This is a genomic window from Acidiphilium sp. C61 (assembly GCF_905116885.1).
Classification (GTDB): domain Bacteria; phylum Pseudomonadota; class Alphaproteobacteria; order Acetobacterales; family Acetobacteraceae; genus Acidiphilium.
This window is the reverse complement of sequence record NZ_CAJHNI010000003.1, coordinates 190,383-215,814: the sequence shown is the minus strand read 5'-3', so window position 1 is coordinate 215,814 and position 25,432 is coordinate 190,383. Positions and strand designations below refer to the sequence as shown.

General features: G+C 63.1%; 20 protein-coding genes and 2 pseudogenes. 9 read left to right on the top strand and 13 right to left on the bottom strand.

Annotated elements, in window-relative coordinates:
- Positions 1-202: 202 nt before the first annotated feature.
- Positions 203-622, bottom strand: coding sequence for a hypothetical protein (locus HUW10_RS01350; RefSeq protein ID WP_043508784.1), 420 nt, complete (start codon positions 620-622; stop codon positions 203-205).
- 1,064 nt (positions 623-1,686) lie between these two features.
- Here HUW10_RS01350 and HUW10_RS01345 point away from each other — a divergent pair.
- Positions 1,687-2,523 (top strand): slipin family protein, encoded by an 837-nt coding sequence (locus tag HUW10_RS01345; RefSeq protein ID WP_011930502.1) that lies wholly within the window; start codon positions 1,687-1,689, stop codon positions 2,521-2,523.
- A gap of 174 nt (positions 2,524-2,697) precedes the next feature.
- Here the strand turns inward: HUW10_RS01345 and HUW10_RS01340 are convergent, their stop codons facing one another.
- The gene (locus HUW10_RS01340; RefSeq protein WP_011930454.1) at positions 2,698-3,951 is read right to left on the bottom strand and encodes an ISL3 family transposase; all 1,254 of its coding nucleotides are present in this window, start codon (positions 3,949-3,951) and stop codon (positions 2,698-2,700) included.
- Between the two features lie 435 nt (positions 3,952-4,386).
- Here HUW10_RS01340 and HUW10_RS01335 point away from each other — a divergent pair, with 435 nt between their 5' ends.
- Positions 4,387-5,643 (top strand): IS701 family transposase, encoded by a 1,257-nt coding sequence (locus HUW10_RS01335; RefSeq protein ID WP_174501864.1) that lies wholly within the window; start codon positions 4,387-4,389, stop codon positions 5,641-5,643.
- A gap of 404 nt (positions 5,644-6,047) precedes the next feature.
- Here HUW10_RS01335 and HUW10_RS01330 read toward each other — a convergent pair whose 3' ends face one another.
- Positions 6,048-7,304: an IS701 family transposase gene (locus HUW10_RS01330; protein ID WP_011930501.1), complete on the bottom strand. Its 1,257-nt coding sequence runs from the start codon at positions 7,302-7,304 to the stop codon at positions 6,048-6,050.
- 434 nt (positions 7,305-7,738) lie between these two features.
- Here HUW10_RS01330 and HUW10_RS01325 point away from each other — a divergent pair, with 434 nt between their 5' ends.
- Positions 7,739-8,992 (top strand): ISL3 family transposase, encoded by a 1,254-nt coding sequence (locus HUW10_RS01325; RefSeq protein ID WP_011930454.1) that lies wholly within the window; start codon positions 7,739-7,741, stop codon positions 8,990-8,992.
- Between the two features lie 174 nt (positions 8,993-9,166).
- Here the strand turns inward: HUW10_RS01325 and HUW10_RS01320 are convergent, their stop codons facing one another.
- A complete protein-coding gene (locus tag HUW10_RS01320; RefSeq protein ID WP_217425387.1) occupies positions 9,167-9,838 on the bottom strand; it encodes a slipin family protein in 672 nt (223 codons plus the stop codon).
- A gap of 1,229 nt (positions 9,839-11,067) precedes the next feature.
- Here HUW10_RS01320 and HUW10_RS01315 point away from each other — a divergent pair.
- Positions 11,068-11,487, top strand: a complete 420-nt coding sequence (locus HUW10_RS01315; protein ID WP_043508784.1) for a hypothetical protein — start codon at positions 11,068-11,070, stop codon at positions 11,485-11,487.
- 390 nt (positions 11,488-11,877) lie between these two features.
- Entirely contained in the window at positions 11,878-12,297 is a 420-nt protein-coding gene (locus HUW10_RS01310; RefSeq protein WP_043508783.1) for a DUF3141 domain-containing protein, read from the top strand.
- Positions 12,298-12,509: 212 nt separating this feature from the next.
- Here HUW10_RS01310 and HUW10_RS01305 read toward each other — a convergent pair whose 3' ends face one another.
- The 7 genes from HUW10_RS01305 to HUW10_RS01275 all read right to left on the bottom strand — a co-directional run bounded on the left by HUW10_RS01305 (position 12,510) and on the right by HUW10_RS01275 (position 18,122).
- Positions 12,510-14,492 carry an AI-2E family transporter gene (locus HUW10_RS01305; protein WP_011930506.1) on the bottom strand — a complete coding sequence of 661 codons (1,983 nt, stop codon included), beginning with the start codon at positions 14,490-14,492 and terminating at the stop codon, positions 12,510-12,512.
- A 44-nt stretch (positions 14,493-14,536) separates the two neighbouring features.
- Complete coding sequence (locus tag HUW10_RS01300) at positions 14,537-15,610, bottom strand: PHB depolymerase family esterase (RefSeq protein WP_050751056.1); 1,074 nt, start codon at positions 15,608-15,610, stop codon at positions 14,537-14,539.
- 349 nt (positions 15,611-15,959) lie between these two features.
- The gene (locus HUW10_RS01295; RefSeq protein ID WP_011930545.1) at positions 15,960-16,130 is read right to left on the bottom strand and encodes a CsbD family protein; all 171 of its coding nucleotides are present in this window, start codon (positions 16,128-16,130) and stop codon (positions 15,960-15,962) included.
- Between the two features lie 434 nt (positions 16,131-16,564).
- Entirely contained in the window at positions 16,565-17,122 is a 558-nt protein-coding gene (locus HUW10_RS01290) for a helix-turn-helix domain-containing protein (protein ID WP_011930509.1), read from the bottom strand.
- Between the two features lie 129 nt (positions 17,123-17,251).
- A complete protein-coding gene (locus HUW10_RS01285) occupies positions 17,252-17,476 on the bottom strand; it encodes a hypothetical protein (protein ID WP_043508772.1) in 225 nt (74 codons plus the stop codon).
- Positions 17,477-17,489: 13 nt separating this feature from the next.
- On the bottom strand, positions 17,490-17,828 hold the full coding sequence (locus tag HUW10_RS01280) for a hypothetical protein (protein ID WP_011930511.1): 339 nt from the start codon (positions 17,826-17,828) through the stop codon (positions 17,490-17,492).
- A gap of 51 nt (positions 17,829-17,879) precedes the next feature.
- The gene (locus HUW10_RS01275) at positions 17,880-18,122 is read right to left on the bottom strand and encodes a YMGG-like glycine zipper-containing protein (RefSeq protein WP_043508773.1); all 243 of its coding nucleotides are present in this window, start codon (positions 18,120-18,122) and stop codon (positions 17,880-17,882) included.
- Between the two features lie 485 nt (positions 18,123-18,607).
- On the opposite strand from HUW10_RS01275, the pseudogene HUW10_RS01270 reads away from it, so the two are divergent.
- Positions 18,608-18,862 (top strand): annotated as a pseudogene (locus HUW10_RS01270) (transposase); the annotation flags it as partial.
- Between the two features lie 288 nt (positions 18,863-19,150).
- On the opposite strand, the gene HUW10_RS01265 reads toward HUW10_RS01270, so the two are convergent.
- Positions 19,151-19,399 carry a hypothetical protein gene (locus tag HUW10_RS01265; RefSeq protein WP_155856277.1) on the bottom strand — a complete coding sequence of 83 codons (249 nt, stop codon included), beginning with the start codon at positions 19,397-19,399 and terminating at the stop codon, positions 19,151-19,153.
- A 390-nt stretch (positions 19,400-19,789) separates the two neighbouring features.
- Here HUW10_RS01265 and HUW10_RS01260 point away from each other — a divergent pair.
- The 3 genes and pseudogenes from HUW10_RS01260 to HUW10_RS01250 all read left to right on the top strand — a co-directional run.
- Positions 19,790-20,515, top strand: a pseudogene (locus HUW10_RS01260) (transposase); the annotation flags it as partial.
- A 723-nt stretch (positions 20,516-21,238) separates the two neighbouring features.
- The gene (locus HUW10_RS01255; protein WP_011930539.1) at positions 21,239-22,279 is read left to right on the top strand and encodes an IS110 family transposase; all 1,041 of its coding nucleotides are present in this window, start codon (positions 21,239-21,241) and stop codon (positions 22,277-22,279) included.
- A gap of 333 nt (positions 22,280-22,612) precedes the next feature.
- On the top strand, positions 22,613-23,629 hold the full coding sequence (locus HUW10_RS01250) for an IS110 family transposase (RefSeq protein ID WP_011930538.1): 1,017 nt from the start codon (positions 22,613-22,615) through the stop codon (positions 23,627-23,629).
- 543 nt (positions 23,630-24,172) lie between these two features.
- On the opposite strand, the gene HUW10_RS01245 is transcribed toward HUW10_RS01250, so the two are convergent.
- Positions 24,173-25,426 carry an ISL3 family transposase gene (locus HUW10_RS01245; RefSeq protein WP_011930454.1) on the bottom strand — a complete coding sequence of 418 codons (1,254 nt, stop codon included), beginning with the start codon at positions 25,424-25,426 and terminating at the stop codon, positions 24,173-24,175.
- Between the last annotated feature and the right edge of the window lie 6 nt (positions 25,427-25,432).

Sequence of the window (25,432 nt, the reverse complement as noted above, 5' to 3'; positions counted from 1 at the left end):
GCCACCAGGGCGGTTTCGTTTCTTGCAACCATCGGCCTGCTGCACGTCCTGGCCGGGCGGCAGCGTCAACCGAATGCCAGAAGCGGCATGGATACCGCGTTCAGACATATCCTTCCCTACGCGGCGACAGACAGACTCGGAAACCATCGATCGTCTGCCCGTCCCGCCGGACGCCCGGCTTCCACCAGCGGACGTCCTCGCTTCATTTAATGCTGGGGCCAGCCTTCCATTGCGGCCAGATGGTCCAAGCTCCGCAAGATCGAGGGATCATTGCGAAGGCTCGCACAGGCATCCGGTGTCGTCCGGGCGGCGGCAAGTCGGATCCGCTGCAGCGATCGCCCATCTTCTCGAAATGAACCAGGGCGGTCAGCGACAAGTACTTGCCCTGCATCCCCCACAGAGCACCGGCCTGGGTATAAGCCTCGATCATCGATGCCCCTTGAATCAGCGCGTTCCACCGCCGACTTCGCAACTTGCACGACGCGGCGCGCGAAGCGACCGCCACGATACTGCTCATCGGCTGCATCTGCGCCTGATACGCTGGGGCCTTCTCTTCGGGCTGCGCCGCACCGGCAACGATCGGTGCCATAACCAGTGCGATCACCGCAACGGCCCTTATCATCAAGATCCTCCGTTGCCATCAATGCGGTAAGGTGATCGATCGGGTCGCCGGTCCTGCAGCACCGGGCACGTCGGTGTGCGGAATCGCATGGCCGCCATCCTCCGCTTCAGTCATGGAAGTCTCGCGCCCGTCGGTCGGGCCTTTCGGCGTGGTAGTCGACGTGCCGACAGCCGCCGTGGCATCAGTAACTCCCGCGTGTCCGACCCGATTGGGCAGGAGGGCCAGCACCTCGGTCGCGATGGAGGCTGGCTCCGCTGCAGGGGCGACCAGTTCGGCAGATCGGCGATCATCGCGGCAAGGCGCGTCTGCACAGCTTCCTGCCACGGCTCGAAATCGAGCCTGGCCAGTGCGGAGAGGACGCTGCCGACCAGGCCTTTGCTGTCCTCGCCCATGGTTGCGAACAGGAACGCGTCGAAGGGCGAGCGAGCATTCAGTTGCGGGCGGGTCATTTCGGCTCCCGACTTTTATGATCGCTGCAATGGGCGGATCATGATCGACCCCCACGAGGCTGAACGATCATGCGACCATAGGACAATTTCGAAATTAGCGTCAGGGTCGGAAACTACCGGCCTCTGCGCGCCGGGGCGGCGACCTCCGGGACTACGTGTACAGGTCCGCGCACGCATCGCCCCGATCTGCTCGTTTCGGATCAATGATGAGCGCGGTATGACTTGCCGATTATTCGGATATAGAAACACCTATACTCGTGAATGGCATCGGATAGCTATAGAGGTAAGTACTTCCGATTGACATTCAGTTGCGGCCGCCCCTCACCAATGAGTAATTTCCGAGTCTGCCGCGGAAGTGCGGCCGCGCGTAGTCTGCCTTGCATTCCAAAATCGGCCCGGTGCGTTCCGACGTGACCGGCCGGACGGCGTGCCGACCGAGCATTTGGCAGATCCCCATCTACCGCGCTGAATGTCTTCCGCTAGTGTCCTGCCCCTGAAATTCGTGGGTGAATTTCAGGGATAAGGAGGTCATTAAGTTACTGATTTTCTAATGTCCCGAATATAAAATCCATCAGATTTCAGATTCGGGACACTAGGTCGGAAAGGAGCAGTGCCTTGTTTCTTTATGTCGTCCCGGTCCTGGTTCTGGCTGCGCTTGTTGTTCTCGCCGCCACGGTGAAAATTCTGCGTGAGTATGAGCGCGCCGTGGTCTTTACCCTTGGGCGCTTTCAAAGGGTGCGGGGTCCAGGCCTTGTGCTGCTTCTCCCCTTCTTCCAGGAAATGGTTCGGGTCGATCTGCGCATTCGCGTCATCGAGATCCCCAGCCAGGACGTGATCTCGCATGACAACGTGTCGATGAAGGTCGACGCCGTATTGTATTTCAACGTCGTCGATCCAGAGAAGGCGATTATCCACGTCCAAAACTATCTGCCAGCCACCAACATGCTCGCACAGACCACGTTACGTGCCGTGCTCGGGCAGCATGAGCTCGATGAGATGCTGTCCGAGCGAAAGAAGCTCAGCGCCGATGTCCAGAGCATTCTCGACGCGCAGACCGAAACCTGGGGCATCAAGGTCAGCAACGTCGAGATCAGAACGGTAGAACTGACTGACAACATGGTGCGGGCCATCGCCAAACAGGCGGAAGCGGAACGCGACCGGCGTGCCAAGATCATTCACGCGGAAGCCGAGTTCCAGGCATCCCAAACCTTGGTCAACGCCGCGCAGATCCTGGGAAGCGTCCCAGCCGCAATGCAGTTGCGCTATCTGCAAACGCTGACGGAGATCGGCGCCGAACAGAATTCGACGGTCGTTTTCCCGATGCCAATCGACATTATCAAACCGTTCCTCGAGCTGCTTGATAAGGCCGGCAAACCGGCTGGCGCAAACGGCGCCGATCGCGCGTTGCCCCTGAAAGGCGTCCCGCTGAGTGTGCCAGATGCGAATGCGTGACCACACTGTCACCTGCTCTGTAGGGAGAAACGGCTCCGATCCAGCCGATCCGGCCCGCGGGGTATGGGATGTCGTGCGGCGCTTGATGTCTTGGGCATGACCATCTCCGTTTATCCATCTATAGACCCATATCCATATCGGGATTTAGTCTATAGATGTTGGCTCTTCGACGTCTCAAGTGGAATGGAAGACGTCGAGCATGGCGTTGATGGGCGCGCCGAGCAGGTAGATGATGCACGCGAAGGTAGCGGTGTTGCGATAGCCTCGGGCGCGAGCGCGGGCTGCCTGGAACAGCCCATTGAGCGCTTCGAGGCGGGCATTGGAATGGCCTGACTTCCAGCGTCGAATGATCCGCTTGGCATTGCGCCGTACGGTATCGACGGCCTGTCGAACAGGATCGAGCAGGTGGTCGGGATCGTCCAGCCGGGCGGTGACGTGGTTGAGGAAGTTGGTCAGCCGCCAGCGCGCGGCCTGTGGCGTTGCGGCCAGGCGAACCCAGCGCAGCATCTCCTTGGCGCGATAGGCTTCGGCTGTGGCGAAGCCGCTGTTCTCCAACTGGTCGAGCGCCTGCCGCTGGGCCATGGTCAGGTTTTCCGGTCGCTTCAACGTGGCCCAGCGTACCCCCTTGGGCAGGTTGTGCTGATGCGCCTCGGCGCGCCGCACCTGCTCGACCGCGGTGGTGAAGATCTGCACGACGTGGAACCAGTCCACGGTGACCGAGGCCTGCGGGAAGCTCTCCGCCGCAGCAGCAAGGAAGGCCGCCGACATGTCACACACCACCTCGGCGATGCGGCGGGCCTCGCCGCCGTGCTCCGCCAGGAAGGCCCGGAAGGCGGTCATGCATTCCTTACCCTTTCCGGGGGTGACGAACAGCACCGGGCGCTCGGCCGCATCGAGGTCAATGAACACGGTGACGTAGCTGTGGCCTCGCTTGGCCGCGGTTTCGTCGAGTGCGATCGCCTCGACCCCGCTGAGATCGAGCCGCTCGATCGCCCGGCCGACATAGTACCGCAGAATGCGCCACAGCCGCTGGTCGGTGACGCCGATGATGCGCGCGGCAGCGGCAACCGGCATCTCGCGCATCAGAGCCAGCGCGGCCTGCTCGAACAACAGCGTGAAGCCGCTGTCGGGACGTGCCCAAGGCACAGCAATGCGGAGTACGCCGTGCTCCGGACAGTCGGTGCGTGGCACACGGGCCTCGATGATGCAGGCGTGCTGAAAGAAGTTGAGGTGCCGCCAGCTCAGTTCCTTCCAGTCGTGCGGTTTGCACAGCCGGCCGCAGGTTGGGCAGGGGAAGCGGGCGCCTGGGTCGGCGGCGACGGCCAGATGCAACTCATGCGGCTGGTAGTCGGTTTCCAACCGCTGGTCGACCACGCGCCAGGGTGGGGTCAGTCCGAGGCCGAGGGTGAAGATGTCGCTGCTTGCCATGGCGGTGCTCCGCGCAATCAGAGTGTCCCGTGCGGGCTGGCACCGCATGCCGCGCCAATGCGCGATCGGACTGCGGGATGCGGCTGCTCGGCCCGTCTGCCTCAAGACTGGCGCCGTGCTCGCCGCCGTCAAGAACGCTGCGCGTCGCTACGCGATGGCCTGCGGCCATTCTTGACCGCGGCTGTGCACGACGCCCCGCGCACGATCAGGCCGGGACGAAGAAACGGCACTCCAGCCGAACCAAGAAACTGGCCCCAGCGTGGCAGGGCTGCTACCTGCGGTGGTGGTCACGCCACTTTCAGGAACCGCCGAAGTTCCACTCGCGGCGTCGAGGAGGCTAGATGTTAGCACTACTTTGGCAGAAATCTGATTTTTAGGATTCCCATGGCACGGATTGCGTGATTCATGGGGAGCCAGCTTTGATGGAGGCTGGCGATGGACGAGGACTGGCAGGGAGATCTGGAGCGGTGGCTTGCCCCTTATCTGAAAGGTCTGGGCAACAAGACGCGACGACGGATGTGCCCGGCTTATATCGCCGGCTTGATCGGGCCGGGTGATCGCAAAAGCATCCAGCCCATGGCGGCCCGGTCGGACGCCATTTCCTATGACCGGCTGCATCATTTCATCGGGGCTGGTCTGTGGGACAGCGCGCCACTGGAAGCGACCTTGTGGGACCAAGCGGATAAATTGGTTGGTGGCAATGAAGCCTGGCTGATCATCGACGACACCGCCTTGCCCAAGAAGGGTAAGGCCTCGGTTGGCGTCGCGCCGCAATATGCTACGGCGCTCGGCAAGAATGCCAACTGTCAGACGCTGGTGTCGGTGACGCTGGCTTCGGGCGCAGTTCCGCTCATGCTGAGCTTGCGGTTATTTCTGCCGGAAAGCTGGACGAGCGATATCGCGCGCATGGACAAGGCGGGCGTGCCTGCCTGTTTCCAGGAATACCGCACAAAGCCCGAGATCGCGATCGAGGAGATCGATCGCGTCATCGCTGCCGGCGTGCGCTTCGGCTGTGTGCTGGCCGATGCCGGTTACGGGCTGTCGGCTCCGTTCCGGCAGGCGCTGAGTACACGCGGCCTTTGCTGGGCTGTCGGCATCCCCCGGCACCAGAAGGTCTATCCGGCGGATGTGCAGCTGATCTTCCCGGTCGCAGGCCGCGGTCGCCCACGGGTGCGTCATGTGCCCGACGTCAAATCCATGGCGGCACAAGCGATGCTCGAAGGCGCGAAGTGGCGGCAGCTCGGTTGGCGCAAGGGAACAAAGGGGCGTCTGACAGCCCGCTTTGCCGCCATGAGGGTACGCATTGCTGATGGCGCGCCCCAGCGAATCGGTTCTGCCGGTGCCCAGCACATGCCGGGAGAGGAAGCCTGGCTGGTGGGTGAGCATCGCTCGAATGGCGAACGAAAATACTATCTCTCGAACCTGCCTGCCGACACCCCGATCAGAGCTCTGGCTGGCGCCATCAAGGCGCGCTGGATCTGCGAGCAGGCCCATCAGCAACTCAAAGAGGAACTCGGCTTGGACCACTTCGAGGGCCGATCCTGGACTGGCCTCCACCGCCATGCCCTGATGACGATGATGGCCTACGCCTTCTTGCAATCCCGAAGGCTCGCTCAGGCGGGACGGAAAAAAAGAGTCCCCGGTCCGCCTCCCCCAACCCACCCTGCCAGCAGTGCGCCAAGCCATCCTTGACCGTCTTTCTCGCTCACCGCCGCCGGCATTGCCCTCATTGCGGATGTAGCCTCATCGGACATCACAACAAACTTCTGCCAAGTGTGTTAGGGGTGCAGGAGCGATCAAGTCTGATCAGCTTTGGTCGCCGAAGCCGCACGCCGCAGCCGAGCGCCATGCCACGGCGATAGAAGTGGTGTAGCGCCAGATCCTCCGCGCTATCGATGGCGTAACCCACTACAATCGCCGTGCGCCTCGCTGCTCAGGGCGTTGTGTCGGCGTGCGGCTTCGAGCGGATCCAAAGCTGATCAGAACTTGATCGCTCCCTGCACCCCTAACACTACTTTGGCAGAAGTTTGTTGTGATGTCCGATGAGGCTACATCCGCAATGAGGGCAATGCCGCGGCGGTGAGCGAGAAAGACGGTCAAGGATGGCTTGGCGCACTGCTGGCAGGGTGGGTTGGGGAGGCGGACCGGGGACTCTTTTTTTTCCGTCCCGCCTGAGCGAGCCTTCGGGATTGCAAGAAGGCGTAGGCCATCATCGTCATCAGGGCATGGCGGTGGAGGCCAGTCCAGGATCGGCCCTCGAAGTGGTCCAAGCCGAGTTCCTCTTTGAGTTGCTGATGGGCCTGCTCGCAGATCCAGCGCGCCTTGATGGCGCCAGCCAGAGCTCTGATCGGGGTGTCGGCAGGCAGGTTCGAGAGATAGTATTTTCGTTCGCCATTCGAGCGATGCTCACCCACCAGCCAGGCTTCCTCTCCCGGCATGTGCTGGGCACCGGCAGAACCGATTCGCTGGGGCGCGCCATCAGCAATGCGTACCCTCATGGCGGCAAAGCGGGCTGTCAGACGCCCCTTTGTTCCCTTGCGCCAACCGAGCTGCCGCCACTTCGCGCCTTCGAGCATCGCTTGTGCCGCCATGGATTTGACGTCGGGCACATGACGCACCCGTGGGCGACCGCGGCCTGCGACCGGGAAGATCAGCTGCACATCCGCCGGATAGACCTTCTGGTGCCGGGGGATGCCGACAGCCCAGCAAAGGCCGCGTGTACTCAGCGCCTGCCGGAACGGAGCCGACAGCCCGTAACCGGCATCGGCCAGCACACAGCCGAAGCGCACGCCGGCAGCGATGACGCGATCGATCTCCTCGATCGCGATCTCGGGCTTTGTGCGGTATTCCTGGAAACAGGCAGGCACGCCCGCCTTGTCCATGCGCGCGATATCGCTCGTCCAGCTTTCCGGCAGAAATAACCGCAAGCTCAGCATGAGCGGAACTGCGCCCGAAGCCAGCGTCACCGACACCAGCGTCTGACAGTTGGCATTCTTGCCGAGCGCCGTAGCATATTGCGGCGCGACGCCAACCGAGGCCTTACCCTTCTTGGGCAAGGCGGTGTCGTCGATGATCAGCCAGGCTTCATTGCCACCAACCAATTTATCCGCTTGGTCCCACAAGGTCGCTTCCAGTGGCGCGCTGTCCCACAGACCAGCCCCGATGAAATGATGCAGCCGGTCATAGGAAATGGCGTCCGACCGGGCCGCCATGGGCTGGATGCTTTTGCGATCACCCGGCCCGATCAAGCCGGCGATATAAGCCGGGCACATCCGTCGTCGCGTCTTGTTGCCCAGACCTTTCAGATAAGGGGCAAGCCACCGCTCCAGATCTCCCTGCCAGTCCTCGTCCATCGCCAGCCTCCATCAAAGCTGGCTCCCCATGAATCACGCAATCCGTGCCATGGGAATCCTAAAAATCAGATTTCTGCCAAAGTAGTGCTAACATCTAGCCTCCTCGACGCCGCGAGTGGAACTTCGGCGGTTCCTGAAAGTGGCGTGACCACCACCGCAGGTAGCAGCCCTGCCACGCTGGGGCCAGTTTCTTGGTTCGGCTGGAGTGCCGTTTCTTCGTCCCGGCCTGATCGTGCGCGGGCGTCGTGCACAGCCGCGGTCAAGAATGGCCGCAGGCCATCGCGTAGCGACGCGCAGCGTTCTTGACGGCGGCGAGCACGGCGCCAGTCTTGAGGCAGACGGGCCGAGCAGCCGCATCCCGCAGTCCGATCGCGCATTGGCGCGGCATGCGGTGCCAGCCCGCACGGGACACTCTGATTGCGCGGAGCACCGCCATGGCAAGCAGCGACATCTTCACCCTCGGCCTCGGACTGACCCCACCCTGGCGCGTGGTCGACCAGCGGTTGGAAACCGACTACCAGCCGCATGAGTTGCATCTGGCCGTCGCCGCCGACCCAGGCGCCCGCTTCCCCTGCCCAACCTGCGGCCGGCTGTGCAAACCGCACGACTGGAAGGAACTGAGCTGGCGGCACCTCAACTTCTTTCAGCACGCCTGCATCATCGAGGCCCGTGTGCCACGCACCGACTGTCCGGAGCACGGCGTACTCCGCATTGCTGTGCCTTGGGCACGTCCCGACAGCGGCTTCACGCTGTTGTTCGAGCAGGCCGCGCTGGCTCTGATGCGCGAGATGCCGGTTGCCGCTGCCGCGCGCATCATCGGCGTCACCGACCAGCGGCTGTGGCGCATTCTGCGGTACTATGTCGGCCGGGCGATCGAGCGGCTCGATCTCAGCGGGGTCGAGGCGATCGCACTCGACGAAACCGCGGCCAAGCGAGGCCACAGCTACGTCACCGTGTTCATTGACCTCGATGCGGCCGAGCGCCCGGTGCTGTTCGTCACCCCCGGAAAGGGTAAGGAATGCATGACCGCCTTCCGGGCCTTCCTGGCGGAGCACGGCGGCGAGGCCCGCCGCATCGCCGAGGTGGTGTGTGACATGTCGGCGGCCTTCCTTGCTGCTGCGGCGGAGAGCTTCCCGCAGGCCTCGGTCACCGTGGACTGGTTCCACGTCGTGCAGATCTTCACCACCGCGGTCGAGCAGGTGCGGCGCGCCGAGGCGCATCAGCACAACCTGCCCAAGGGGGTACGCTGGGCCACGTTGAAGCGACCGGAAAACCTGACCATGGCCCAGCGGCAGGCGCTCGACCAGTTGGAGAACAGCGGCTTCGCCACAGCCGAAGCCTATCGCGCCAAGGAGATGCTGCGCTGGGTTCGCCTGGCCGCAACGCCACAGGCCGCGCGCTGGCGGCTGACCAACTTCCTCAACCACGTCACCGCCCGGCTGGACGATCCCGACCACCTGCTCGATCCTGTTCGACAGGCCGTCGATACCGTACGGCGCAATGCCAAGCGGATCATTCGACGCTGGAAGTCAGGCCATTCCAATGCCCGCCTCGAAGCGCTCAATGGGCTGTTCCAGGCAGCCCGCGCTCGCGCCCGAGGCTATCGCAACACCGCTACCTTCGCGTGCATCATCTACCTGCTCGGCGCGCCCATCAACGCCATGCTCGACGTCTTCCATTCCACTTGAGACGTCGAAGAGCCAACATCTATAGACTAAATCCCGATATGGATATGGGTCTATAGATGGATAAACGGAGATGGTCATGCCCAAGACATCAAGCGCCGCACGACATCCCATACCCCGCGGGCCGGATCGGCTGGATCGGAGCCGTTTCTCCCTACAGAGCAGGTGACAGTGTGGTCACGCATTCGCATCTGGCACACTCAGCGGGACGCCTTTCAGGGGCAACGCGCGATCGGCGCCGTTTGCGCCAGCCGGTTTGCCGGCCTTATCAAGCAGCTCGAGGAACGGTTTGATAATGTCGATTGGCATCGGGAAAACGACCGTCGAATTCTGTTCGGCGCCGATCTCCGTCAGCGTTTGCAGATAGCGCAACTGCATTGCGGCTGGGACGCTTCCCAGGATCTGCGCGGCGTTGACCAAGGTTTGGGATGCCTGGAACTCGGCTTCCGCGTGAATGATCTTGGCACGCCGGTCGCGTTCCGCTTCCGCCTGTTTGGCGATGGCCCGCACCATGTTGTCAGTCAGTTCTACCGTTCTGATCTCGACGTTGCTGACCTTGATGCCCCAGGTTTCGGTCTGCGCGTCGAGAATGCTCTGGACATCGGCGCTGAGCTTCTTTCGCTCGGACAGCATCTCATCGAGCTCATGCTGCCCGAGCACGGCACGTAACGTGGTCTGTGCGAGCATGTTGGTGGCTGGCAGATAGTTTTGGACGTGGATAATCGCCTTCTCTGGATCGACGACGTTGAAATACAATACGGCGTCGACCTTCATCGACACGTTGTCATGCGAGATCACGTCCTGGCTGGGGATCTCGATGACGCGAATGCGCAGATCGACCCGAACCATTTCCTGGAAGAAGGGAGAAGCAGCACAAGGCCTGGACCCCGCACCCTTTGAAAGCGCCCAAGGGTAAAGACCACGGCGCGCTCATACTCACGCAGAATTTTCACCGTGGCGGCGAGAACAACAAGCGCAGCCAGAACCAGGACCGGGACGACATAAAGAAACAAGGCACTGCTCCTTTCCGACCTAGTGTCCCGAATCTGAAATCTGATGGATTTTATATTCGGGACATTAGAAAATCAGTAACTTAATGACCTCCTTATCCCTGAAATTCACCCACGAATTTCAGGGGCAGGACACTAGCGGAAGACATTCAGCGCGGTAGATGGGGATCTGCCAAATGCTCGGTCGGCACGCCGTCCGGCCGGTCACGTCGGAACGCACCGGGCCGATTTTGGAATGCAAGGCAGACTACGCGCGGCCGCACTTCCGCGGCAGACTCGGAAATTACTCATTGGTGAGGGGCGGCCGCAACTGAATGTCAATCGGGAAGTACTTACCTCTATAGCTATCCGATGCCATTCACGAGTATAGGTGTTTCTATATCCGAATAATCGGCAAGTCATACCGCGCTCATCATTGATCCGAAACGAGCAGATCGGGGCGATGCGTGCGCGGACCTGTACACGTAGTCCCGGAGGTCGCCGCCCCGGCGCGCAGAGGCCGGTAGTTTCCGACCCTGACGCTAATTTCGAAATTGTCCTATGGTCGCATGATCGTTCAGCCTCGTGGGGGTCGATCATGATCCGCCCATTGCAGCGATCATAAAAGTCGGGAGCCGAAATGACCCGCCCGCAACTGAATGCTCGCTCGCCCTTCGACGCGTTCCTGTTCGCAACCATGGGCGAGGACAGCAAAGGCCTGGTCGGCAGCGTCCTCTCCGCACTGGCCAGGCTCGATTTCGAGCCGTGGCAGGAAGCTGTGCAGACGCGCCTTGCCGCGATGATCGCCGATCTGCCGAACTGGTCGCCCCTGCAGCGGAGCCAGCCTCCATCGCGACCGAGGTGCTGGCCCTCCTGCCCAATCGGGTCGGACACGCGGGAGTTACTGATGCCACGGCGGCTGTCGGCACGTCGACTACCACGCCGAAAGGCCCGACCGACGGGCGCGAGACTTCCATGACTGAAGCGGAGGATGGCGGCCATGCGATTCCGCACACCGACGTGCCCGGTGCTGCAGGACCGGCGACCCGATCGATCACCTTACCGCATTGATGGCAACGGAGGATCTTGATGATAAGGGCCGTTGCGGTGATCGCACTGGTTATGGCACCGATCGTTGCCGGTGCGGCGCAGCCCGAAGAGAAGGCCCCAGCGTATCAGGCGCAGATGCAGCCGATGAGCAGTATCGTGGCGGTCGCTTCGCGCGCCGCGTCGTGCAAGTTGCGAAGTCGGCGGTGGAACGCGCTGATTCAAGGGGCATCGATGATCGAGGCTTATACCCAGGCCGGTGCTCTGTGGGGGATGCAGGGCAAGTACTTGTCGCTGACCGCCCTGGTTCATTTCGAGAAGATGGGCGATCGCTGCAGCGGATCCGACTTGCCGCCGCCCGGACGACACCGGATGCCTGTGCGAGCCTTCGCAATGATCCCTCGATCTTGCGGAGCTTGGACCATCTGGCCGCAATGGAAGGCTGGCCCCAGCATTAAATGAAGCGAGGACGTCCGCTGGTGGAAGCCGGGCGTCCGGCGGGACGGCGCAGACGGATCGATGGTTTCCGAGTCTGTCTGTCGCCGCGTAGGGGAAGGATATGTCTGAACGCGGTATCCATGCCGCTTCTGGCATTCGGTTGACGCTGCCGCCCGGCCAGGACGTGCAGCAGGCCGATGGTTGCAAGAAACGAAACCGCCCTGGTGGCCGCCGTGCGATGCGGTGGTTACGTGGCAATCGCATCCGGGCCCGAGCGACGGCCCTGGGAGATCGGGATGACCATTGACTTCGGAGCGCGACACAAGCCGACGCTGGGCAGGGCACGGACCGGCGGCAGTCGCCGGCGCCGCCAGCTCTGCAGCGGCCCAGCTTGCCTCCGCTTGGCCCGAATACATGATCGACGCGTTCCAGCGCGGCGTCTTGTTCCTTGAGCTGCTGCAGCAGCGTGTCAACGAGGAGATCGCGAGCACCGCGTGGCTGATGTCGACGGCGTTGCGGTTCGACCATGAAATGGTGATGAGCGACAGCGCACTGCTGCTCCCGATGAACTATTCGCTGCTGCGCATCACGCCACCGCCGGGGATGATTGCCGACCCGCGCAAGCGGCTGGTCGTGGTGGTGGATCCGCGGGCCGGCCAGGGACCCGGCATCGGCGGCTTCAAGGTGGAGCGCGGGATTTCCGGCGCGGTTCACTGCACGTCACCGTGTGGTCATGGAACTGGTGGTCACCGGCATCCGAACAAGAACATCGCCTACGAACTGAAGATCAGTCAGCGCACCGTCGAGAACCCTCGCACCGAGATCATGGAGTGAAACGGCGCGAAATCGCGGCCAGCCCTGGCCCGGCTGGCACTGGTCGCGTTGTCGGAAGCAGACGATCAGCCTCGCGTCAGGCAAGACGGTGCCCGGCAAGCCGCGTCGGAATGATCGTCGATCGACCCTCGGGGATGGTCAGTCGATTGCTATGACGCGGTGAATGTGACGGTGGCGGGCCCTGCTGCCATCGGGCGCACGCCGTCGTCCGGCTACGGCTCGGGGACAGGTGCCAACTGACGCACTCTGTCGCTTGCCGGGCCAAGCGCCTCCGCGAGGCAGGCGACGACCATGTCGTGCAGCGAACCTGCATAGATATCGGCGGCCACGGCAGCACGCAGCCTGTCGTCACTCACCATGTTGGAGGGCCAAAATCCGACAAGAATGCAAACCGACGGGCTGCGTGCCCGCAGCCGACGCACGGTGTAGCGCAGATCGGAGGATGTGCCGGCAATGCCGGAATAGGTCAGGCAGACCATCTGCACGCCCACGATGTCGAGCGTGTCGGCCGCACGCAGGCTAACGGCTTCATGCGTCACGACGCTGGCGCCGATCCCGCGCTTGCCGAGCAGCTGAGCGAGCATCGCCGACGCCAGATCATCGAGCGGGCCGCGGCCGGCCACGCACAGCACCGCGGAAGGGGCCTGCCAGTCCGGCGACAGGCCGACCGGCTCGCCCAGCCCGGCAGGCGGCCCGGGCTCGCGCGATTCCGGCGTTGCCTGCCGATCTGACGGCAGCCTCGCCGGTCCCGCGGCAGTCAGAAGCGTATCGCTGTCGTCATGGTCGCCGATTTCCTCCAGCAGTCCCTGCACCCCGGCGATGATCCGAATGGTCTGCGCCTCGGTCAGCACCCCGCGCTCGATGTCGATTGTGGCCAGTCGCAAGCCGGGGATCGCGACCTCATCGTAGTATGCCGACAGCGTACACGACTTCAGCAGCTGCTCGGCGTCGTCTTGCACTTCGTCCAGTCGGCCTGCCAGCATCCGGTTGTAGAAGCTCTCTACCGGCGTCAACGCTGAACGGTCGCCGAGCAGCACGTCGAGGAACTTCAATCGATCCACATGGCGGCCCAGAATGACCAGACAGAGTGTGAGCGGCATCGACAGGATCAGCCCGACCGGCCCCCACAGCCAGCTCCAGAAGATCGCCGCGACCACGACGGACAGCGGCGACAATCCGGTGCTGTGCCCATATGCCATCGGCTCGATCACCTGGCCCATCACGCCCTCGCTAACCACGAACAGGGTCCCCGTCCACAGCAGCATCGACCAACCCGGATCGACTGCCGCGGCAAGCGCAAGCGGTAGCGCGGCCGCGAGCCACGGGCCGATATACGGAATGAAGCGCATGAGGATCGCCATGATGCCCCACAGCACCGCGCTCGGCACGCCGATGACGAACAGACCGAGGCCGATCATGCTGCCGAATGCAGTGTTCAATGCCAGCAGGGTCAGGAAGTACCGGCTCAGGCGGTGCCCGGCCTCATCCATCGCGGTCATCGTCCGGTGCAGATCGCCGGTGCCGAGCATGCGGATGAGTCGGTCGCGCAGATCCTCGGGCCGCAGCAGAATGAAGATCGCCACAACCACGACGATGGCCGTAGTCATCAACGGCGATAGGATCGGCGTGAGGACGCGCCTCGCCAGCTTCATCAGCGACGGTTCCGGCTGATGGACCTCCACCGGTATCGGCTTCGCGGCCGCGTTGGTGGGTGCCGCGGCGGACGCTGCACTGACGGTCGTGCCGGCGCTCGCCGGCGCGCCGGCCGACGCGTGGCTGTCGCGATTGATTTGGCTGCCCATGCTCCCGACGAAAGCGGAGAGGCGGCCAAACGTCGCGCTCTGAACGGCATCGACCTTCTGCTGGATGGTGTCCGTATAACGCGGGATGTCGTCGGCAAGATCGGCGACCTGGGTGCCGATCAGGCCGGCGGTGCCGAGGATGACGCCGAGCGCCAACAGCACTGCGAGTACTACCCCCGGCACCCGCCCCAGCCCGGTGCGGCGGAGCAGATTTACCAGCGGGGCGAGCAGGAACGACAGCAGCACCGCCAGCGTGATCGGGATCAGCACGTCGCGGGCGATCGACAGCGTGGCGACCGCCACCACCACGCTGATCAGCGTCATCAGCCCCGAGGTGTCATTGATCGCGGCTGGCGTGCCCGGTCGCGCCCGTGGCGGCGACAGATCTATCATCAACGTAGCCGTGGTACTGGTGTTACGAGCATCGGCGAACCCATTCAGCGGTGCAAGGCCGCGCGTTTGGCGTGGTCATTGTTCAGAAGCCAGAACGTCGCGATCTGGCGCGCGGCGGACAGATCCGCGCGCGCCAGATACGGGCTGGTGCGGCCGCTCCCGGGCAGGCTGGCATCGACGGGAAAGCCATGCCCGATCGCGGGCAGCGTCCAGATCTCGACGGCGGGCGGTCGATCGGGCCGGCCCCAGGTCCGATGCCGATGCCCCGATGCCACGTTGTCGGTCCTCGGCGCCGTATCCTGGCCATGCAACTCGCCCCATTGCGCCGCGAGTATTTCGGCGTTCGCCGGATCAACCGTGCGATCTCGGCCGCCTTGCCAGATCGAGACGCGTGGCCACGACCGTCGTGAACGGGCCTGCGTCACTGCACGGACGTCGCCAGCGAGCGCCTGCCGCGACCGCGACATGTTTGCCCGTCGCATGTGAAGCATCGCTGCGACCTGGGTTTGCGCGCAGCCGACCGGCATGCCCGCGACAATGCCCCCCGCAGCGAACACCGCAGGGTATGCGGCGAGCATCGCAGCGGCCATGCCGCCGCCGGCAGAAAATCCGACAATGTAGATTCGTCTTGGGTCGGACCCATAGCGTGCGACCGCGACTCTCAGCATCTGGCGAATCGACATCGCCTCGCCGCCGCTCCGGCGGACGTCATCAGGGCGGAACCAGTTGAAGCAGCGGCCACGGTTGTTCGCGTGAACCTGTTCGGGCACCAGCAGCGCGAACCCCAACTCGTCCGCCAGCGCGAGCCAGCCGGACGCGTTGGCAAAGGCTGCGGCATCCTGGCCGCAGCCGTGCAGGACGACGACCAGCGGCCGGCCCGCGGGCAGCCGGGCGCGGGCATGAACCAGCATCCTCAATGCGCCGGGATTGGAGCCGAACCCGACGACTTCCGACACGCAACCTGCCGACATGCGAGCCGCCGACACCGGCCGATCCACCAACGCCCGCTTCCAGACGCGGGCGGCATCCTTTACCAGCGCCGCGGCCTGCCGCCGCGCGACTTTGGTGGCGCGGGAGTGGCGTGCGATAGCGTTCGCCCCACCCAGCCACATGCGCATGAATGGGGTCTTTCCAGTCAACCTTTTCGACAAGACACTCACCTCACGTCTGCAACACCTTCTTGTCCGCACCAACGGCCGGCTTGGTGCACTGTCTGTCTCACCGCGTGAGCTGTCTGATAGCGTGACTATCATCCGATCATATGCTTCCATCCGATCGGCTGTTGCTCTTGAAGCGAATGTATCTGTGATGTTCTCAGACATGGGCACGCTTGGGCAGGTTGCGATCAACCACCGCCGAGCGCCGATGGATCTGCCTTGGCGTCGAGCCAGACATCGGGTGGGGCACTCAAGCGCGCGCTGCGGATGTGAACGCAGCCGTCCCACATAGTAGCGCGCGTGCGGAATGCTATTTCCGGACGGAATCCTTCAGACCGCCGACCGTATTCTGCACCCTGCCCTCGGTCTTGCCGGCACGTCCTTCGGCTTGCAGCTTGGCATCGCCGACGAGTTTACCGACGGCCTCTTTCACGGCGCCCTTGATCTCTTTCGCCAATCCAGCTACGCGATCCTTGTCCATCAGCCGGCTCCCGTTACGATCTCTGCTAAGGCTTTGCACGAAACCCGGTGCGGCTCGTTCGCTGTCGATCGCTATACTGGATCGTGTGATCCGGCCTGCCGAGGCCTCAATAATTAGCAGGGCCTCACTTCCCATAGAAGGCTCGGAAACTACGCATCTCCGGCTCTGCGTACTCGCCCCGTGGAGGCCGCGCCAGGGCGGGCGTCTCGAGGAGGCTTATCACACTTCATCAAAGCGTTCGACGATGCGGTCGCGGCATACCCCGGCGCGGCGACCAGCTCAGCCGCCACCTGCGGCTCCAATGTAGGGCACACATATACGCTCCGACGCCCGCGAGAGGCCCGCCAGGCCACGGCCCGAGCGTTCCGCGAAGGGCGCGTGGCGGGCGTCCGGTTCGGCATGCCTTCACGCGCACGCGCGCCGGCGCGACGCGCTCATCCGCGCGATGCCGAGGGCGGCGCATATGCCAACTCGGCGAGCTCTTCGAACGCGGAGATCAGTGGCTCGGTCCGGACATCTCCGACCGTGACACTCGATACCTCATGCTCGGCAAGGCTGTCCAGCATCCGGGTAACGCATCGCCGAATTGCCGGATTCCGAATCCGACTGAATCTATCGGCGATCTGGTCGATATCGTCATATTGGCGCATGTCCACGGCGGCCTGCCCGACGCCGCCCGCGGCGCGACCGCCGACCGGACACCCGGTTTCGGCCTTTGGCGCCTGCGGCGAGGACGCCGAATCCGTGTAGAAATAGGCGAGGTCCACGCCGAGCGCCTGCGCTAACCGGAACAGGTCCGCTGGTGCGACATGCTGTATGCCGCGCTCGTAGGCGGCGATCCCTCTCACTGGCACGCGCAGTGTCATCGCCAGTTGCCGGCGAGAGAGTCCAATTTCCGCGCGCCGTGCCGTGATCTGACCGCCGATATGGGCGTCGAGAGATGCGACCTGCAATGACACTATGTTGCGCGGACGGCCTGTTCTGTCATCCATGTTCCATACCCCACCTATTGACGGCACGCGCGAAGCGAGCGGTCGAGCCTACAATCTGGCAGACCCGACCGCTCGCCGGACAGCCTCGGAAATTACTCATGCAGCGCGGTGGCGGCGCACGCCATCGCGCTACTCCATCGTCGTCGAGCGCGTGGTCTGCGTGGTCGTGGTCACGGGCGCGCCCAGCATTGGCGGCGCCGCCGCGGTCGCTGTGGTCGAGGTGCTCGTATGTTGCGTCGTCGTCGTCGTCGCGGTGTCCGGCGAACCGCCACCGCAGCCGGCGAGGACCAGGACGGCCCCGCTCATCCACGTGGCAAGCAGAATGCGTGCCGCGGTGGTCTTGTTCGATCGCATGATGTCCTCCGGTTCATTTCGTGGTCGAGTATGGAGACGTTGTGTCGGTCGTGGTGCTAGTGTGTGGCACAGGTGTAATCGTGGTGGTGCTGGTGGACTGGCTGACCGCACCGTCTTCGCTGCCATAGGTCGTCTTCCGCGATTGCGACGTATTCCCGGCCGCATCGACGCTGCGGCTGGTTTCGGTCGTGCTCAGCGTGCCGCTCGGCGACGGCATGACCGGCGTCCACGTCATCGCGGTAGGCTGTAGCGTATGGGCGGTGGATGTTGTGGTCGTCGTCTGCGCGTTCGCGCCAGCCGTCGCCAGAGCGAGGCCGGCGCCGAGCGGCGTGATAACCTGAATGCGGTTCATGGATTCTTTCCTGCTTTCAGGGTGTTTAAACGTCACCTGGGCGGGTTCCGGTTAACGGGGCGAGAGGTTGATCGTGCTCGGACTGGTGAGACCGCCGACGGCTGCACCCACGCCACCGCCGATCAGCGCGCCACCACCCGGCCCGATGCCGGTCACCGAACCGACAACCGCGCCCGTCCCTGCGCCGATCGCAGCACCGGACAGGGCACGGCCTCCCGGCGAATAGCCGCAGCCGCCGAGTAGCAACCCGGCTCCGGCGGCAACGGTGAACCAAGCCAGTCTATACGATCTCATGCTAAAGCTCCTGATGGACGCGCCATGGTCGCGCGTCGGGTCCGCAGCACCTCTGTGTTGGCCGGTAGGCGGGTGTTTGACGCGCATGCCGAGATAGTCGCACTGCTCAACATGGCGACCCGCGAAACGATCATGCAGGACCGGAATCTACGTAGTTCCCAGTGGAAGAAATCCGATCTCGCCAATGTGGCCGAGGCTTCCGAGCGCGCGCGATACCGAGCCTTGCAAAGCCGGGGCGCGGCATTGTGGGCTATTTGGCCGGAGTCTTGTCCACCTCGACGGTCTTGGAGTGGGCCCTTCTCAGCGTGCGCCGTGGGCGCAGTCGAAAATTCCTCCCACTATGTCCAAGACGTCACCTTCGCCGAGAACGTTGGCGTCTTGGATTGTGTGGAAATTGCCTGTGGCGGCGTCTCTGGTTTGGGGAGCCTGACGAGGTCAGGCGACGAGATTAAGATGCATTGAGGCAGGAGGTTCTCCGAGGCTCTGCCCACAAGACGCGCCTGGTCAAGGACTACGTGGCCTCGACCGCGGGGCGTCTGACGCTGCATTTCCTTCCAGGCTGCGCGCCGGAACTGAACCCGGACAAGTTGGTCTGGAGCCATGTGAAGCGCACCGGCGTGGCCAGGAATCCGCTGCGCAAGGGTGAGAAGCTGCGTGATAAGATCGACGCCCAACTCGCCGCCATCAAGCGAGTACCTGCACTCGTGCGCTCATTCTTCCTCGCCTCCAGTGTAGCCTATTACAGACTGGTGAGTAAGAGTCCGGTTGAGGCTGCCTACCCAGTTGATCGTCACGTTGCATCCGCAGCCGCATATTCACGACCTGTGTGAATATGCGATATGCATGTGTTAGACAGACAGCCCCTATGCAGCGATCCCAAGTTCCTGCGCCGATCGTTCCTGTTATTGTCCGCATCGACTGTCTCGGCACCGCAGGCCCGCTCCGAAAAACATGATACCGAGAATTGCCAGATCAGGTAATTCAGGAACGATCGGCCACTCGGAAAAGTTCGTAAGCTTTACCGAGACCTATCTGGCAGGTGGTTTGGCCGCTTCAACCGTCTTGGCATGGGCCTTCTCTGAATGCGCCATGGCCGCGGCAGCATGCAGCTTTGCGGGTTCGTGCTCACCCATGTTGAGATGGTGCGCGGCCTCGAGGTGATGGTGTTCTGCTACGGCGTGATGCGATGCCGCAGCGATATGCACGGCGGCCGCCGGATGATTGGGGGCCGATTGATGGGTGCCGGGGCTCACAGCGGCGGGATTCGCTATTGTCATGTGACTTCTCCAGAAATGGTCCAAGGTTACCGTTCGTGGGAGGCATATGATAGCTTGCCCAAGAACAAACTCAAGATATCAGACCATCGCATTGCCCGGGAGGCTCGGGAAATACTTACATCGACAACTATCCGACGTCACACTTAGAGTCGGTCCAAGATGATATTCTGTTCTGACAGAGCCTTCGTAGCATCAGCCGAATTGAGGCCCAGAGGATGAATGCCAGGGCGTTTCGGTTGAGGCACTCCCAATCCATGCTCAGGCCTGGCATCGGTTCAACCAGGCAATGATGCGTTCCCCATGCGGTGATCGCGATCCGGCGGTTTGATCTGTCAAACTGGGGCGCGATGCGAGCGGGTGGTCCGCTTGTTGGAACCCAGGGAGGCAATCATGGCGCACTACGCAGGACTGGACGTTTCGGACAAAGACACCGCCATTCACGTTGTGGACGACTACGGGAAGCTGGTCTGGCGGGGCAAGAGGGCCAGCGAGCCGGAGGTGCTCGCCGCGGCCCTGCGCCGGCATGCGCCCGAACTCGTTCGGGTCGGGCTCGAGACCGGACAGTTGGCGCCGTGGCTCTACCATTCGCTCAAGGATGTCGGTTTTCCGGTGATCTGCCTCGATGCGCGCCATGCACGCATGGCGACAGCGTCGCAGCGGAACAAGACTGACGCACCCGACGCTGAAACTTTGGCGCAGTTGGTCCGGACTGGCTGGTATCGGGAGGCTCGTGTTTAGGGCTGGGCCGCACACGCCATGCGCCGTCTGGTCGGTGCCCGTTCACAACTCATCGGTATTTCAATCGATGTGTCGAACCAGATCCGCAGCACGTTGAAGACGTTTGGGCTGAGGGCGACAGGCGGGGCCGGATGCGTCTTCGAAGCGAAGGTGCGCATCGCGCTGGAGGGCCGGCCCGAGGTCGCCGGCGTGGTCGAGCCGTTGCTTGCGGCCTGGCGCGCCGTCCGCGATCAGATCGCCGTACTGGACCGCAAGCTGATGGCCGCGGTCAAGGCCGACCCGACATGTCGGTTGCTGATAACCCGTCCGGGTGTCGGCGTAGTGGTTGCCGCAAGCTTCAGCGCCGCCGTCGACCAGATCAATCATACTCAGAAGACCGCCCTTTCTGCCGCGATACGAGTTGCTCCCGCTGATGATCGCCAGGATAGAGAACAGCAGGACACGCGGCAGCTTGTAGAGCTTCCCTTCCGCGCAGCGCAGATCCGGGACTTCCGCCAGGATATCAAGCAACGGACTGCACGTGGGCACTGCAACTTCCGAATCGGTCGCCTTCCCAAGAATCCGAAACCCCGCCGGTCGGTAACCCCTATATTCCCCAGAAAATCAGTTGGCACCGCGGTGTTTCGCATCGGACTCACCCCGGCTCAGAAATTAGCGTTGAACAGTCCTGAGGAATCCCCCGCGAGTCGGTATCATTGTGCAAGGCTATTACATGACACGCAATACGAGAACGATAATCACAACCAGCACTACCAGTCCCAGAAGTCCACCGCCGATATACATGGCTTCAATCCCTTTCTGATATCCCACAGTGATTATTCGACTGAGCAACACGGGTGTCGGGTGTGCCCCGCATTTGCTGGATCGTGGACGCCCCTTCCACAGGCCGTTGGCCACAATTGTTTTGAGACGCAGAGAATAGAGTGGAACATTTATCGGGAATGTATGCCGGCGCGGGGAGAGTCGGAAACTACTCAACCTTCGCAGCTGGACACCCGCATTAACCCTGTGAAGGTTGTAGAATTCGTGATTATGGGATGGCCCGCCCCTCTCGTGGCGATCGGGTAGTATCGCCGCTGGTTTGGAGAGAGGAGCAGACCGATGGATATCATGATTCTCGGCATCGATCTTGGGAAGAACTCTTGCAGCGTGGTGGGCATGGACGCCGCCGGCCGGGTTGTTTTGAGGCGGAGACTTCGGCGGGGAACGTTGGAAAGTTTCGTTGGCGAGCTTGGGTCGTGCATTGTGGCAATGGAAGCATGTTGCGGCGCTCATCACCTCGGGCGGATTTTCGCCGCGCGGGGCCATGAGGTGCGGCTGATGTCGCCGGAATATGTCCGTCCGTACGTGAAGGCGCAGAAGAACGATGATCTCGACGCGGAGGCGATCGCAGAGGCTGCGACGCGGCCAACGATGCGTTTCGTGCCGGTGAAGAGCCAGGACCAATCTGATCTCCAGGCTTTGCACCGAGCCCGGGAGCGTCTCGTCTCGGAACGGACGGCGCTGATCAATCACTTGCGGGCGTTGCTGCTGGAGCGAGGGATCGTCGTTCCGCAAGGCCGGAGGAAACTGGAAGCCGAGCTTGAGACATTGGCCGAAGATGGCGGTTTTGCCGCGTTGAGCCCGCGCATCCGGACGTTGATCGAAGATCTTCGGGCGGAATGGCGTTCACTCGACCAGAGGATCACCGGCTTCGACGCCGAGTTCGTTCAGTTGGCTCGTGACGACGTGGCTGTGCGACGTTTGACCAAAATCCCAGGAATTGGAACGATAAACGCTACGGCGCTGGCGGCGGCGGTCGGCGAGGCGCAGGCATTCAAACGTGGGCGAGACATGGCGGCGTGGCTGGGGCTCGTTCCACGGCAAATGACAACGGGAGGAAAACCGCGCCTGCTCGGCATCAGCAAACGCGGCAATCGTTATTTGCGGAAGAACTTGATCCATGGCGCACGAGCGGCGCTGCCTTATCTTGTCGAACGCGATACGCCGTTGGGCCGCTGGGCGCGGGGATTGCTCGATCGAGCTCATAAGAACGTGGTCGTAGTCGCGCTGGCCGCGAAGCTGGCTCGGATCGCATGGGCCGTTTTGGCGCACGGTTGCAATTACGACGCCCAATTCGAAGCGGCGGCTGCGGCCGCATGACGGAATCGCCCGAACAGCGCTCACAGTTGGGCGCGAAAGGGCAGTCGATGTCTGCGTGAGGTGAAAGGAAGATGGCCTGACAGTCGAACGGCGGCTTGAAAACCTGACTCATTGAACGGCCTCCGAGGCCGGCGTGATTATGAGGATCAGGCCGCGCGGATCTCCATCTTGGCCGGGTTCGAAACCCGAGACCGGATACGTTGAAGCAGACTGATTAGAGCCAGATGAAAATCACCCCTTGCGGACGGGGCGGGCCATACGTTCACTGAGGCCCGCCGGCATCGAATGTGCCAAGGTAGGGTCGAATAACCAATCCGATGAAAGGGCCGCCAGATGGAATGCAAGCGGATTTCGATCGACACGTCCAAGCATGCTTTCACGATCCACGCGGTGGACGAGAAAGAACGACCGGTTTTGCGCCACGACCTCCGGCGCGCGCAGATCGAGCGGTTCTTCGCCCGGCTGGCGCCGACCGAGGTGGCGCTCGAAGCCTGTGCCGGGGCGCACCACTGGCGCCGGCGGCTTATCGCCTTGGGCCACCTGGTGAAGCTGATCCCGCCGCAATACGTGAAGCCTTTCGTCAAACGCGGCAAGAATGATCGCAACGATGCTGAGGCCATCAGCGAGGCGGCGTCTCGGCCGACGATGCCGTTGGTGCCGGTGAAGACGGTGGCGGAGCAAGCCGCGGCGGTCATAGTCAAGCATCGAGAAATGCTGGTTGGGCAGCGGACCCAGACGATCAACGTGCTCCGCGGGCACGCGGCGGAGTTCGGTATCGTCGCGGCCAAAGGCAAAGGAAATGTCGAAGCGCTGCTCGCTGCCCTGGCGGCCGAGCCGACGATCCCGGAGATTGCGAAGGCGATGTTCGCTGAAATGGGTCGGCACGTCGCCGATCTTGATGCGAAGATCGTGGCAGTCGACCGACAACTCCTCGAGCAGCACAAGGGAAGTCCGGTCAGCCAGCGACTTTGGGCGATCCCCGGTGTCGGACCGATCACCGCGATCACCATGGCGCTGTCGGTCAACCCGGCGAACTTCGAGAGCGGGCGGCATTTCGCGGCCTGGCTCGGGTTGACGCCACGGGAGCATTCCACGGGGGGCAAACATCGCCTGGGGCGGATTAGTAAAGCCGGCAATGAGAGGTTCCGACAGCTGCTAGTGGTGGGGGCAACGGCATTGATCCGCGTCGCCAAGCCAGGGCGGCGGTCGGCCACCGCTTGGCTGCTGGGACTGCTGGAGCGCAGGCCACGGAAAGTCGCGGCGGTCGCTCTGGCCAACAAAGTCGCCCGGATCATCTGGGCGATGATGGCGCGTGGTGAGGCTTACCGGCATCAGCCGGCCTCGGCCTGATCCACGCACCGGTGCCGGGGTTCAAGGGCGTTAGGAGAAGATGACGATCGGTCGATCCGACGAATGGCACACATCCAGTGCGCGACAAAGGCATCTCAAATGCCGGTTGATTGTTTTGGAATGCCATTCGCGGAACCCATCTGGGCCGGCGGCCGTGATGCCGCATCAAGAGGCCGGACACATTACCGCAGTCGAACCGCCCCCAAATCTTCCCGCCGTCCACTTGAACCCCGCGGGCCGTCCACACATGTCGCGCGACAGAGGCGGTCGTGACTTGGGGCGGGTGGATGGAGGCGTGGTCGCTATTCGGGCTTTCGGAGCATATTGAGCGTCTGAGCAAGACTGGGGACCCGCTGGAGGTTCTGGAGGCGCAGGTCGATTTCTAGCATTTCCGTGGCTGGCTGGTTGAATGGCTGGGTTACGGCGCCGGAGCCACGTGCGGCCGTCCTCCCTTCAATCCTGTTTCGATGTTCAAGGCGCCGATCCTTCGGGACCAGCGGTAGTGTCCGGGGTCGTGGTGGACTTTTGGGGCTCTTCGACGTCTCAAGTGGAATGGAAGACGTCGAGCATGGCGTTGATGGGCGCGCCGAGCAGGTAGATGATGCACGCGAAGGTAGCGGTGTTGCGATAGCCTCGGGCGCGAGCGCGGGCTGCCTGGAACAGCCCATTGAGCGCTTCGAGGCGGGCATTGGAATGGCCTGACTTCCAGCGTCGAATGATCCGCTTGGCATTGCGCCGTACGGTATCGACGGCCTGTCGAACAGGATCGAGCAGGTGGTCGGGATCGTCCAGCCGGGCGGTGACGTGGTTGAGGAAGTTGGTCAGCCGCCAGCGCGCGGCCTGTGGCGTTGCGGCCAGGCGAACCCAGCGCAGCATCTCCTTGGCGCGATAGGCTTCGGCTGTGGCGAAGCCGCTGTTCTCCAACTGGTCGAGCGCCTGCCGCTGGGCCATGGTCAGGTTTTCCGGTCGCTTCAACGTGGCCCAGCGTACCCCCTTGGGCAGGTTGTGCTGATGCGCCTCGGCGCGCCGCACCTGCTCGACCGCGGTGGTGAAGATCTGCACGACGTGGAACCAGTCCACGGTGACCGAGGCCTGCGGGAAGCTCTCCGCCGCAGCAGCAAGGAAGGCCGCCGACATGTCACACACCACCTCGGCGATGCGGCGGGCCTCGCCGCCGTGCTCCGCCAGGAAGGCCCGGAAGGCGGTCATGCATTCCTTACCCTTTCCGGGGGTGACGAACAGCACCGGGCGCTCGGCCGCATCGAGGTCAATGAACACGGTGACGTAGCTGTGGCCTCGCTTGGCCGCGGTTTCGTCGAGTGCGATCGCCTCGACCCCGCTGAGATCGAGCCGCTCGATCGCCCGGCCGACATAGTACCGCAGAATGCGCCACAGCCGCTGGTCGGTGACGCCGATGATGCGCGCGGCAGCGGCAACCGGCATCTCGCGCATCAGAGCCAGCGCGGCCTGCTCGAACAACAGCGTGAAGCCGCTGTCGGGACGTGCCCAAGGCACAGCAATGCGGAGTACGCCGTGCTCCGGACAGTCGGTGCGTGGCACACGGGCCTCGATGATGCAGGCGTGCTGAAAGAAGTTGAGGTGCCGCCAGCTCAGTTCCTTCCAGTCGTGCGGTTTGCACAGCCGGCCGCAGGTTGGGCAGGGGAAGCGGGCGCCTGGGTCGGCGGCGACGGCCAGATGCAACTCATGCGGCTGGTAGTCGGTTTCCAACCGCTGGTCGACCACGCGCCAGGGTGGGGTCAGTCCGAGGCCGAGGGTGAAGATGTCGCTGCTTGCCATGGCGGT